We start from the raw sequence: 12,486 nt of genomic DNA, 5'->3' as shown, positions 1-12,486 counted from the left end.
GAGCTTATTCTTAACTGCATTTTGTCAGTAAAATAGTTTATTTTTGCAATTCAATAATTTTATGGAATATAATACTGCACGTACCGGCCTGGTTATGAAGGAATATGGCCGTCACATTCAAAAAATGGTAGATTATCTGCTTACCATTGAAGATAAAGAAACAAGACAACAACAGGCAGGCGTACTCATTGAGTTGATGGGTTTTTTAAACCCTCACCTGAAGAATGTTGAGGACTTCCGGCATAAACTGTGGGATCATCTTTATTACATGAGTGATTTTAAACTGGAAGTAGAAAGCCCTTATCCCATTCCAACCCGTGAGAACTACAAAGTGAAACCCGAGCCGCTACCTTATCCTAAAAGATATCCTAAGAAAAGGCATTTAGGCAAAAACATTGAAGTAGTCGTGGAAAAGGCGCTTTCCGAGGAAAATGAAGAGAAAAAACAGGGATTGGCGAATGCCATTGCTTACTACATGAAGCTTTCTTATAATAACTGGCACAAGGAAGCCGTTTCTGATCAGGTATTACAAACCGAATTGGATGCGCTTTCTCAGGGGCACCTTACTTTCAACAATGCACCTTATATTCGTAAAGAACTGGAAGACTTCAAACCAAGCTTCGGCCCGGTAAGTACCGGCGCCAGACGAAATTATACCCCCAGAAGCAACAACAATAACAACAGGGGGAATAACATGAACCGTAATAATAATAATAATAATAACAGGAATAATAACGGCCGTAATAATAGTAACCGTAATAGCAATAGCGGTTATAAAAAGCGTTATTAGTTCGGCTGATTCAAGTCATATTGAGTTTAGACAGCGGCTTCTTATTTAGTTTAACTAAATAAGAAGCCGCTGTCTACTTTATTTTCAGATTGACACCAGATCATCGGTTAACTTTCTGTCATAGGATTCAGCAGTTTTTTAAAATCAGTGCTGTCGCCGCTAAAGACGTTGAAGTCTACCTTTCTTTTAATGCCATAGACATGACCCTGTTCACTGTGCTGCCAGAATAACCATTCTCTGTCTGTCCGCGGACTTTTAAGTTCAAAATAATGAGCGACCCATAAAGGGTAGCCGTCAAAATAGCCGTCCAGAAAATCGTTATAAAAACTGGCATAAGTATAAATGATAGGTCTTTTTTTGTAATAACTTTCCAGACTGTCCAGCATAATCTGTAACTGTTTTCTAAAAAGGGCAGGAGCGACTCCGTATCGCTGTTCAATATCCACGACGGGCGGTAATATACCCTGTTCCCGCGGCACATGGCGGATAAAATTCTTGGCCTGTAATGCGCCACTTTTGCCGGCAATAAAAAAATGATACGCTCCTCTGGGAATACCCATAAGGCCCGCCTGAAACCAATTGTCTTTAAAACTTTTATCCACCAAAGTATAGCCCTCAGTGGCTTTAATAAAAACAAAGCCGATTTTTACATTCTCTGACTCCATGGACTTTACCATGGGCCAGTTGATCTTCCCCTGATGATGGCTGACATCTATCCCATGGATCGCAAAATTCTGCGGCAGATCAATCCCGAATTCTTTATAATGGGCAAAATAGGCGTCTTTGTTATGCTGAACGTTATAAATGTACCTGGCAATAGAAAACAGCAGCATAACAACTGTAACGATACCTAAGATCTTCCAGAAATGACTCACTCTGGAAGACGGCTGCTTCTTTTTTTTTCTACTGCCCTTAGTTGACCTGTTATGGGGTTTAGCTGTTGTCATCAGGGGGCAAAGGTAAGCAGCTATTCCTATAAAAGGCCCCTGAGAACGTTGTTATTCGGGAAGTGAATGCAGGTATACATAAAAAAGGCAGGAAATTTTGTGGGATTCCTGCCTGCATAAATATTATATAATGTCGATCATTTTAGTCATCCAGTTTTAGGACGGCGAGAAATGCTTCCTGTGGTACTTCTACATTACCGATTTGACGCATTCTTTTTTTACCTTCTTTTTGTTTTTCCAGGAGCTTACGTTTTCTGGAGATGTCTCCTCCGTAACACTTAGCTGTCACATCTTTGCGCATGGCACTGATATTCTCACGGGCTATGATTTTAGCACCGATAGCCGCCTGGATCGCGATCTGGAATTGTTGGCGAGGCAGCAGCTCTTTTAGTTTTTCACAGAGCTTACGTCCAAAGTCCTGCGCGCGACTGCGATGAATCAGCGCACTTAATGCGTCGACCTTTTCCTGGTTGAGCAGGATGTCCATCTTCACAATATCACTCGCTCTATAATCCAATGGGGTATAGTCGAAAGATGCATAACCACGGGTCTGGCTTTTCAGTTTGTCGTAGAAATCAAAGACAATCTCAGTGAGGGGCATTTCAAAAGTAAGCTCGACCCTGGTTTGTGTAAGATAAGTCTGATTGGTTAGTGTACCTCTTTTACCCAGACATAGGGTCATGATATTACCGGTATAATCCGAATGCGTGATAATCTGCGCCCGGATATAAGGTTCTTCGATTCTGTCGAGCTTCGTCGTATCGGGCATTTGTCCCGGATTATTGACGATGATCTTTTCATCACGGGTAGTGTAGGCAACAAAGCTTACGTTGGGCACTGTCGTGATGACAGTCTGGTTGAATTCCCTTTCGAGCCTTTCCTGGATGATCTCCATATGGAGCAGCCCCAGAAAGCCGCATCGAAAGCCAAAACCAAGCGCCTGCGAGGTTTCCAGCTCATAGGTGAGAGAAGCGTCATTGAGCTGTAGTTTGTCCATGCAGTCACGAAGCTCTTCAAAGTCTTCAGTCACAACGGGGAATATCCCGGCAAAAACCATCGGCTTTACCTCTTCAAATCCCTTGATAGAGGCGCCCGGGTTCTCTGTTAAGGTAATCGTATCCCCTACTTTTACTTCTTTGGCATTTTTAATACCTGTGATGATATAACCTACATCACCTGCCTTCACATCTTTGGTAGGTTGCAGCCCGATGCCCAATTTACCTACTTCATCTGCGTAATAAGTTTGGCCCGTGTTGATGAATTTGATCTTATCACCTTTTTTGATGGTGCCGTTAAAGACACGGTAATAGGCGATAATTCCTCTGAAACTGTTAAATACGCTGTCAAAGATCAAAGCCTGTAAAGGGGCCTGCGGGTCTCCCTTAGGGGCCGGGATTTTCTCTACGATGGCTTCCAGGATTTCTTCAATCCCAATCCCGCTTTTGCCGCTGGCCAGCAGGATTTCGTCTTCTTTACAGCCGATTAAATCGACGATCTGATCCTTTACCTCTGGGATCATAGCACCATCCATATCGATCTTGTTGATAACAGGAATGATTTCCAGATTATTATCAATAGCCAGATATAGATTACTGATCGTCTGGGCCTGAATGCCCTGAGTGGCATCCACCAGCAGTAAAGCACCTTCGCAGGCAGCCAGGGCCCGGCTGACCTCATAACTAAAGTCGACGTGGCCGGGGGTATCGATCAGATTGAATATATAGGTAGTGCCATTCATGGCATACTCCATCTGAATGGCTTTACTTTTAATCGTAATCCCCTTTTCTCGCTCCAGGTCCATGTCGTCGAGTACCTGGTTGGTCATCTCGCGCTCACCTACGGTCTTGGTATGTTCCAGTAACCGATCCGCCAAGGTACTCTTTCCGTGGTCAATATGTGCAATAATGCAGAAATTTCTAATTTGCTTCATCGGCGCAAAGATAACACGGCTTCTTTGAATTTAAATGCTTATTTGTGCAAATGCGTTATGAAGTTTTCCAGCGTTACGACAAACTTACCCTTTACAAAACCCTGTTTCATTCCCCGGCGGCTTTGGGGTCAAATCGGACCGGATCTGAGACAAATACCTGTTGTTTTAGCCGGCGCTGATTATCAGGATGTTATTATTTGTTTTTGATCGGACTCACACAGGTCATTTTTCCCTGTAAGGCCTTGGCCAGTGGCACCGACCGGCTAACCGGCAGAATCCGGAAAGTAGACACCGTATCTCTTTGGGGAATAGGCCCGGGGCGAGGGATAGGGCGGGGAGCGGGACCTGGAACCCGTCTTGGGTGTATCAAGATCGGTGAACAAGGCAGATTCCCGGTATTTTCGATCTCATTACCTGCCAGGGCTTCACTGGTCTCTACCAGATTCAGGAAACCGCCAACCTGGCCACTCCGATCTGATTCTAAAGTTTTTTTAATAAGTTCTGCAACCTTCGAATAGGTCATGTCCTGTACATATTGGCTATTTTTAAGTAGCATGCCCCAGCCTGCCGCTGCTGCTGCCAGCTGAAAATCAACGGAAGTTTTCATACCCGGTAATCGTTTATCGGCTACTATCTGGCTGATTGGATTACTTTTTTTGCCGTCCGGACGCTTGTATCTGATTTTTATCCGGGCTAACTCACCTCTGAACGCCTCTTTTTTAGAAAGCCGATCGAATACATAGCGGAGTGTATCGACATTCGGACTAAAATGATCCTTCAGGCCCTGGGGAATGATTTCATATAGAGCGGTAACTTTACTGCCGCTGCCCATTTCTCCCGCATCGACGGTGTCCTGATTAAAGTCTGCATCATTCAACGCCCGGTTTTCATAGCCTACCAACCGGTAGGCCTGCACAACTGCCGGGTTGAATTCTACCTGGACCTTTACGTCTTTGGCGACAGTAAAGAGTGTGCCGCCAAACTCTTTTAAAAGAACCCGGCGCGCTTCAGAACTGTTGTCAATATAAGCATAGTTTCCATTTCCTTTGTCGGCCAGGGTTTCCATTTTATCGTCTTTGAGATTGCCCATTCCAAACCCGAGTACAGACAAGAAAATGCCGGATTTTCTTTTTGAAGCAATGAGCTTTTCCAGGTCCTCCAGGCTGGAAGCCCCTACGTTGAAATCACCATCTGAGGCAAGGATAATCCGGTTATTGCCTTCTTTTCTATAATGTTGCTCAGCCATGGCGTAAGCTTTTTCCAGACCGCCGGCACCATTAGTGGATCCGTATGCACTCAATTGGTCCAGGGCTTTCTTAATTGTTTTCTTATCCGCTCCGCTGGTGGGTGCTAAAACATTTTCCGCATTGCCGGCATAGGTAACGATACTAACATAATCCTGCTCTCTAAGCTGATCGGTCAGCATTTTGAAAGATGTAATCAGTAACGGCAGTTTATTGGCGGCGGCCATTGATCCTGATACATCGATTAAGAATACCAGATTGCTGGGAGGCAATTCATCTGTTCCTACTTTTTTGGCCTGTAGTCCAATATGTAACAGGTAATGCCTGGGATTCCATGGTGCGGTACCCAGTTCTGTCTGAATATTTACCGGATCTTTACCGGTAGGTTGTTTGTAATGATAGTCAAAATAGTTAATCAGCTCTTCGATACGAACGGCATTTGCCGGCGGCAAATGTCCCTCATTGATAAACCGGCGTACGTTGCTGTAGGAGGCTTTATCTACGTCAATAGAGAAAGTGGACAGCGGCGAGATAGCTGCAGCCTTGAACCCGTTTTCTTTTATATGTGCATAGGACTCTGTATTGTTGCGGGGGGTGAAGTAGACACTTGGCATCTTAGCTCTAAGGGCCGCTACGTTTTGGCCAGATACCCCCCGGATCATTATTTGTCCAGCTGGAAAATTCGCCTGATTACCAGACATGACGCTTATGCCTGGGATCTTTTCTAATTGCGCAAAGAGATTGTTGCCAGAATCCCTGGCTCTTTTAGGCGCTTTTTGCAGCTGAATGATTAAGGGGAATTTTGCTTTTTTTATGGTAACGCATTCTGGCTGAAAACCCGGCGTTACCAATAGGAGATGTTTGGTAAAGCCGTTAATGGTCAGACGAAAACGCCCATTGTAATCAGAATAAGCATCACTGTGAACGGGGGCAGTGGAAATATGTACACCCGCCAGTGGCGTTCCTTCGCTATCTGTTACCTTCCCCTGTAATATCGATGATTTAATAGGGGTGAATGATTGGGCGGAAAGTGGAACCGCCTGGATTAAAAATGAGGTAATCAGCAGAAGCAGCAGGCTACGCATCCAGTACGATTTTGGCCTGTCGGATGCAATTGAATATCTGCTGGCGTTATTGTTGCTGTTGAAGTAACGGGTATCTGGTCTATGGCTATCAAATATATGTTTCATTTTTATCATTTTGATGTGTATAATTAAAGGGAAGAAATAAAGTTATTATAAGCTTACAATGGGTCGATAACTTACTTTAGATACAGATATATATCTGCAGTTTTTTTATCCTGCTAAGGTTGAGTGGTGCCGGTAAGTTAGCGTTCCCGTAAATCCATACCGTTTTACCTAAGATGCAATTGGTAAACAGATTACATAACACCGGCTGAAAAAATATGGGAATGATTTAATTGCATTAGAATCAGCCCATAAAAAGATCTGTAATTCGTTGCTTATTAATAGTTATAATAGTGCATTGTATGATAACGGGTAGGAGAGCAACGGTTTTCTATAATAGATTAAGTTGTATCTCGGAGGGATAAATGCCAATATAATAACAGGGAGCAGTACCACTTATGGATCCTGGCAATTGATATCTCTGGCTGCGTACAAAAGAGGAGAAATGCATATATTGCAGTCCTAAATGCAAGCGAAACCTGACACATTGTCCCCAGCTTCACTGTCCTCTTTGTCAGATGAAGTGTTAATTACTACGTACAAAGCAGGTGGTGACCTTCAGGTGCTGGCAGAATTATATAAAAGATATATGGGGCTTGTCTATAGCGTCTGTCTAAAATATTTTAAAAACCAACCTGCCAGCGAAGATGCGGTTATGGATATTTTTGAACAACTGATAAGTAAAGTAAAAAACCATGAGATAGAGCATTTTAAACCCTGGTTAGGGGCGTTGGCTCGTAACCATTGTCTGATGCAGTTACGCAAAAAATCTCCTGAATCTGAAAGTGCGGTTAGTTTTGATGAAACCTTTATGCATTCGGGGAAGAAGTTGCATCCTAATGCAGATGTCATGCAGGACAGCGTTTCGGAACCAAGTGAGGCCATGCAGAAGGAATTTGTTTTCACAACAATGGAAAAATGCCTGGAAACCTTAGCAGAGCAGCAGCGGGTAAGTGTTGATTTGTTTTATCTGCAACAAAAATGTTACAGGCAAGTGGCAGATATTACAGGCTATGATATAGATAAAGTCCGTAGTTATATACAAAATGGCCGCAGGAACCTTAAAATTTGTATGGAAAAACAACAAAGTGTCTAGGCAGAATTACGATATTAAAACACTTCAGGATTATCTGGCTGGAAAGCTGGATCCAATGGCGATGCATGCTCTGGAAAGGCAGGCATTAGAAGATCCGTTACTTGCTGAAGCACTGGAAGGACTGGCCGCCAATCCGCAGTGGGGTTCAGAAGATCTGGAAGGCGGCATGGACCGTTTATATGCCAGATTAGACAGCAGGGTAGCCGCAGGCGCAGCTACTTCTGATTTATTTTTGGCGCCGGAGGATAAAAAGGATCTTACTGACTTACAAAGCACGACACCTGTTGAACCTTTAAATAGAGAGGGTGACAAGAGAAAGTGGTGGGGCGTTGCCGCCATCGTCCTTGTCTTACTGGCGGGTGGCTGGTTCTACTTTGCCAGCCAGGGAATAGATAGGGCTACTGACAGCCTGCAGCCCAATCCTGAGATTGCCAGTGCTGTTACTAAGGCGCTGATTGATAGTAATAAAAGTGGTAGCCATATGGCGAAAGGAAATAAAGCCGTATATGCCGCTAAAGGGACAGAGCCTGAAAAACAGACAAAGCCTTTGCCTGCAGATCAAACTACTGAAACAATAAGCGCTGCTGGAAAAAAACTGTCAATGGGCCCTGAAGATAAGAAGCCGGCCGCATTGGGATCAGAAAGCCTGTCATTAGCTACCCACGCTCCTATTGCAGCGGCCGCCAGTTTAGCGGCTGATCGCTTAATGGCTTCCCAACCATCCTTCTTTAAGGATTCCGCAGCTATGGAGACAGAAGGATTGAATAGTAATCAAAGATGGGCATCAGGAAATATACCAGGTATTTCCAATATGGATGGGGATTCAGAGAAAGCAAACAACATTGCCAGGATCTACATACGTGGTCGCAGGCCAGTTTTGGATAGTTTATTGCCAGGCCAGAAGGGTGGGCCTTTAGTTGTGGTTGATGGTAATGTAGTTGTAGGTAATCCACTGGATTCCATCGACCCCAATAATATCACGCATCTTGATGTGCTTAAAGAGCCTGTTGCACGGGCTTTATATGGGGACCTGGCTGAAAATGGTGTCGTGTTGATTACTACGACTAAAGCAATTGCGGCTCATTCCCCGAATAGAGACAGTCAGACGGCTTATCTGAAAAGGGATAAGCTGCCAGCGGGTAAAAAAAATATTCTTTCAAATAAAAGTTTTTCTGCACAATTGAATGGGAAAGTGCCCGGCCTGGAAGTGGATGCGGCTCCGGCGCTTGCTGCAGCTTTGCAGGTAGAGGTTCACAGGCTCAGCGGGTCATTGCAACCCATGGGAGGATTTAAAGCGCTTGAGCGCTATTTAGAAAAACAATGGGTTGTCGGATTCAATAATAAGATAGTCCGTTGGCAGGATACGGGTATCGTGAAAGTGGAAGTCCGCATCGGCAATGAGGCTTACGGGCATGGAATTATAGTTGAGTTAAATAAAGAAGGTCACAGAACTGCATTTATTAATTGGTTAAATGCCGTTTTGGCGCGAGGTCCACGGTGGGAACAGGGGCAGGTAGATACTTTAAACAGTGGCGACAGCAGTGATGGTATACCTGACACGCAGCGTCAAAACGGTCCCGCGACTATTCAGATTTATTTTAACAGGCACTAGCGTTGCATTATATCAAGGAGGGATCTCATTAGTTATAATTTCATCTATTTAAAGGCGAACTTGAAATGGTTTGGGAGTAAAGATTGATCCAGACAGTTGGATTCACGTAAAAGTGGAGATTGCAGAAGAAATTTTCGTGTTTTTGCGAATGGAAATAATACGCCTGCCTTGGTTGTCAGGCCATTAAATACAATCGGTAACGGTCGTATGGGCTTTTGGGTGGGGAATGCTTCTGATGGCGCTTTCTCCCATTTGGTTATTGATGAAAAGAATCCCCTAAAATGGGACTCCGGTTGGAGATGTCATCTTTTGGATGTTAGCGGACGCTCTGTTTAAGTTTATTTGATTAAAAGTTGCCTGATCAACAGGTTGAGAAAATAGATAATTTGCGCCGTTGGATTGTTCGTTATGGAACTATTTCTTTTTTCGGGGATCCAGGTGCCAGATGTTTTCCGCTCTTCTGCCGATGAGCCAGAAAGAAATCGCCAGTACAATGAAGAATATGGCTTTGGGGGTGCTATCCCAGAAATACTCAAAACAGCGCGTATAGATATTCAGAAACAGAAAGGCAATACCAAAACTGCGTAATTGCAGCAGATTTTTTTTACTGCCTTGATAGGTAGCGCCTAAAGCAGCCAGTGTGGACAGTAATGCCCAGGGCCAAAAATGCCATTGCGGGGTTTTGGACCAAAGCTCAAAACTGCCGGTATTCCCAAATACGGAGCTTGTCCACAAGGCTACAAATAACAACAATAAAGCATAAAACCGGCTAATAGGGTAGAAGCCCTTCCACCAGGAGAACTTCCGGGTCTGCCAGAACATTGCCATCAGAATAGCGCCAATCAGAATGTATCTTACCGGAAAGTTCATGCCTAGAAAATAAGGCCCCCAATGTGTCAGCACGCCCGTTAGAACGCCTAGCCAGACAGTAAATGAAATCAGCGTGAAAAGCCACAGCAGTGCGTTTTTAAATTTGAGGCTAAGGCCCAGATAGAGTAGGGTGGCGACGATAAAGACACAAGTATAATAAATGTCGCCTGTGCCTGCCATAGCGGCAATATTGGCTGCCGTGAAAGCGGTGAATGTAGCGCCGAGGAGAATAAAGCCTTCGTTGGTAAATATCCGGGTGGGCTGGGCCTGTTTATTTTTCTCCCCGAAATAGAAAAATACCGCACTAATGACTGCGCAAATAACAGCCAGGATAAAATTAGGTGCATTATAGATCCGGTCTACCAGCGATTGAAAAAAGCGGATCAGGGCCCTGTCGGCAAAAGTAGCTACCACTCCGGCGACACCCAGCAGTATGGCGATAATAAAACAATAGCGGGCCATCATCTTCCAGTCAAAACTGCGTACACTATAACTGGCTTTTAATTCACTGGCTTTTTCAGCGGATATAAGCCCGCCGGTTTCCCATTCTGTGATGACTTTATGAAGTGTTTCTGCCTGGGGTCGATTTAACTGCATAGCTGATCTTTAGATTAAAACTTATATTGGAAGCACATAAAGCGTGAGAGAGATTAGTTAATCTCTTCTTCATCCAACACCAGCACATTGCGACTAAAGCTCTCTTCCAGAGAAATAAGCGTTTCTGTGCGCTCTATACCTTTTATGTTTTGTAATTCATCATGCAGGACATGCTTTAACTGCTGGATGTCCTTGCAAATGATCTCTGCAAACATGCTGTACGTACCGGTTGTATAATTAAGCCGGACAATTTCCGGGATTTTTTTAAGCTCCTTAGCGACATCTTCATACATAGAGCTTTTTTCCAGATAAATCCCGACAAAAGTGATCACATCAAAACCAAGGGCCTTGGTATTGATATTGAGTCTGGATCCGGTGACTATACCATATTCCTGAAGCTTCTTTATCCTTACATGAATAGTGCCACCAGACACAAATAGCTTTTTTCCCAGATCTGCATAGGAAATTTCTGCATTTTCCATCATGACCTGTATGATCTGATAGTCCAATTTGTCTAAATTTAATTTATGACTCATTTTCTAGCTGATTTTAATTAATATTCAAATATAGCAATTAGATTTTAAATAGTATCTAAACTTTTAAAAATTATTTTGAATAATTTGAAAGAAATCGGCCAATGTTTTATCTTTGCCTTGTCAACGAGAGAAACCTGGTAAAACCACAAGGGACTTTCGGAAGATCTTAAACATTGTGGGGTGATGAAACTTTTGGCAGACATGCCCTCTCGTCTCGAGGGTGGGGATCACAGGATAAACTTGGTATAGAGCCTTCCGCAAGGGAGACCGGGGTTGACCACCGGATTTTGTACCTAAGCCAACTGCCCCGTGTAGGTTCGACTCCTACCCCTACAGCCAGCTTTAAAACTATAAAGGAACAGGCGGATTATCTTATCCAATTGTTCCTTTTTGTTTTTGTTCAATTACCTGATCCTTCCGGGTGGCGATATTCACGCATCTATCTGGTGGCCAGTTGCCTGACTATTTTTCTATTGAGGGAAGAACAAACAATAAGGCCCGCAAATACGATTACTGTTGTAAAGCTGAACATATATTCGATGCCGAAGGACTCAATCAGACCTCCAATCAGCGGGCCGGTTATCCCAAGAGAGATATCAATAAATAATCCGTAGGCTGCGATGGCGGCTCCGCTACGATCAGATGAAAACAATTTGACCGCCTCTACGCCCAATGAAGGGAACATAAGTGAGAAACCAAAGCCGGTAATGGCTGCTCCTGCCAGGGCAAAATAAGGTTGCTGAAATAAGGCCAATACAAGCAAACCAATGGTTTCACAGGCCAGACAGGCCATTGCAACTTTAACGCCGCCGTAATCGTTAATGGCGTTCGAGAAGAACATCCTGCCCACGATAAATAAGACACTGAAAACTGTCAGACAGAGTGCGGCATGATCCCAGTGGAAATGGTCATAATAAAGTGTAATGAAGTTGGAAATGGTGCCAAAGCCCAAGCCGGCCAGCATCAGGCAGATGCCATACGGCGCTACTTTGATAAGCACCGTCAGAAAGGAAGTTGGATTGGCGGTGGTCTGGTCAGAGGCCGGTGCAATGACGTTAGGTCTCCTCGCGGCCAGGAAATAACCTAACGCACCCATTAATAAGGTTAAAAATGCAATGGCATACATCCCGATATGCTGGTTTAGATATACGCCCAGGGTAGCTCCCAAAGCCAGACCTCCATAGGACGCAATACCATTATAGGAAATGATGGTCGCAGTCTGTTTTTCTCCTGCAACCAGCATGGCCCAAGTGATAGGAGAGGCGCCGATAAAGCCTTCGCCACAACCGGTGATCAATCTGGCGATAATCAATATAAGCAGGCTTAGAAAAGCCTGGGAGCGGGAAAGATAGGTAAGGTACAGTAAAACCCCGCTTAATGCAAGGCAGCTCATGCTGATATACACCGACAGACGCGGACCGTATTTATCGATCAGTGTTCCCGACCAGCCTCTGGTTAAAAAAGTCGCAACGTATTGCAGACTGATAACGATACCCGCCATGATGGTAGAATAGCCCAGGGTCTTGGTAATGAAGATGGGCAGGATAGCTAATGGCAATCCGATACACAGGTATCCAAAAAAAGTAAACAGCACATAACTGGCTATTTTCAGTTTTAGAGAAGTGTTGAAGGCGCCGGAGCCATTAAGAAAAGACATGACAGATCTGTTTTAAGGCC

9 protein-coding genes are annotated in these 12,486 nt (G+C 44.2%); 3 read left to right on the top strand and 6 right to left on the bottom strand.

What is annotated here, in order from left to right:
- Positions 1-61: 61 nt before the first annotated feature.
- Positions 62-790: a DUF4290 domain-containing protein gene (locus K9M52_RS04700; protein ID WP_224070907.1), complete on the top strand. Its 729-nt coding sequence runs from the start codon at positions 62-64 to the stop codon at positions 788-790.
- A gap of 107 nt (positions 791-897) precedes the next feature.
- On the opposite strand, the gene K9M52_RS04695 is transcribed toward K9M52_RS04700, so the two are convergent.
- The 3 genes from K9M52_RS04695 to K9M52_RS04685 all read right to left on the bottom strand — a co-directional run bounded on the left by K9M52_RS04695 (position 898) and on the right by K9M52_RS04685 (position 6,101).
- The gene (locus K9M52_RS04695; protein ID WP_224070906.1) at positions 898-1,737 is read right to left on the bottom strand and encodes a glycoside hydrolase family 25 protein; all 840 of its coding nucleotides are present in this window, start codon (positions 1,735-1,737) and stop codon (positions 898-900) included.
- A 142-nt stretch (positions 1,738-1,879) separates the two neighbouring features.
- Positions 1,880-3,667, bottom strand: coding sequence for a translation elongation factor 4 (gene lepA / locus K9M52_RS04690; protein WP_224070905.1), 1,788 nt, complete (start codon positions 3,665-3,667; stop codon positions 1,880-1,882).
- A gap of 193 nt (positions 3,668-3,860) precedes the next feature.
- A complete protein-coding gene (locus K9M52_RS04685) occupies positions 3,861-6,101 on the bottom strand; it encodes a YfbK domain-containing protein (protein ID WP_224070904.1) in 2,241 nt (746 codons plus the stop codon).
- Between the two features lie 463 nt (positions 6,102-6,564).
- On the opposite strand from K9M52_RS04685, the gene K9M52_RS04680 reads away from it, so the two are divergent.
- Positions 6,565-7,194: an RNA polymerase sigma factor gene (locus K9M52_RS04680; protein ID WP_224070903.1), complete on the top strand. Its 630-nt coding sequence runs from the start codon at positions 6,565-6,567 to the stop codon at positions 7,192-7,194.
- Positions 7,187-8,806 (top strand): TonB-dependent receptor plug domain-containing protein, encoded by a 1,620-nt coding sequence (locus K9M52_RS04675; RefSeq protein ID WP_224070902.1) that lies wholly within the window; start codon positions 7,187-7,189, stop codon positions 8,804-8,806. The genes K9M52_RS04680 and K9M52_RS04675 overlap by 8 nt, the downstream gene beginning before the upstream one ends.
- A 414-nt stretch (positions 8,807-9,220) precedes the next feature.
- On the opposite strand, the gene K9M52_RS04670 is transcribed toward K9M52_RS04675, so the two are convergent.
- From K9M52_RS04670 to K9M52_RS04660, 3 genes are all read right to left on the bottom strand, one after another.
- Positions 9,221-10,273 (bottom strand): hypothetical protein, encoded by a 1,053-nt coding sequence (locus K9M52_RS04670; protein WP_224070901.1) that lies wholly within the window; start codon positions 10,271-10,273, stop codon positions 9,221-9,223.
- Positions 10,274-10,326: 53 nt separating this feature from the next.
- Positions 10,327-10,809 (bottom strand): Lrp/AsnC ligand binding domain-containing protein, encoded by a 483-nt coding sequence (locus K9M52_RS04665; RefSeq protein WP_224070900.1) that lies wholly within the window; start codon positions 10,807-10,809, stop codon positions 10,327-10,329.
- Between the two features lie 439 nt (positions 10,810-11,248).
- Positions 11,249-12,466 carry an MFS transporter gene (locus tag K9M52_RS04660; RefSeq protein WP_224070899.1) on the bottom strand — a complete coding sequence of 406 codons (1,218 nt, stop codon included), beginning with the start codon at positions 12,464-12,466 and terminating at the stop codon, positions 11,249-11,251.
- Positions 12,467-12,486 lie beyond the last annotated feature (20 nt).

Origin of the sequence: Arachidicoccus terrestris (assembly GCF_020042345.1) — a bacterium.
Classification (GTDB): domain Bacteria; phylum Bacteroidota; class Bacteroidia; order Chitinophagales; family Chitinophagaceae; genus Arachidicoccus; species Arachidicoccus terrestris.
Note: the sequence above shows the minus strand (reverse complement) of the source record. Positions and strands in the feature narration are given on the sequence as shown.

Bases quoted from the DNA above. Each gene is read 5' to 3' on its own strand.
- K9M52_RS04660 (WP_224070899.1), bottom strand. From the start codon at position 12,466: ATGTCTTTTCTTAATGGCTCCGGCGCCTTCAACACTTCTCTAAAACTG.
- K9M52_RS04700 (WP_224070907.1), top strand. From the start codon at position 62: ATGGAATATAATACTGCACGTACCGGCCTGGTTATGAAGGAATATGGC.
- K9M52_RS04685 (WP_224070904.1), bottom strand. From the start codon at position 6,101: ATGAAACATATATTTGATAGCCATAGACCAGATACCCGTTACTTCAAC.
- K9M52_RS04665 (WP_224070900.1), bottom strand. From the start codon at position 10,809: ATGAGTCATAAATTAAATTTAGACAAATTGGACTATCAGATCATACAG.
- K9M52_RS04695 (WP_224070906.1), bottom strand. From the start codon at position 1,737: ATGACAACAGCTAAACCCCATAACAGGTCAACTAAGGGCAGTAGAAAA.
- K9M52_RS04670 (WP_224070901.1), bottom strand. From the start codon at position 10,273: ATGCAGTTAAATCGACCCCAGGCAGAAACACTTCATAAAGTCATCACA.
- K9M52_RS04680 (WP_224070903.1), top strand. From the start codon at position 6,565: ATGCAAGCGAAACCTGACACATTGTCCCCAGCTTCACTGTCCTCTTTG.
- lepA (WP_224070905.1), bottom strand. From the start codon at position 3,667: ATGAAGCAAATTAGAAATTTCTGCATTATTGCACATATTGACCACGGA.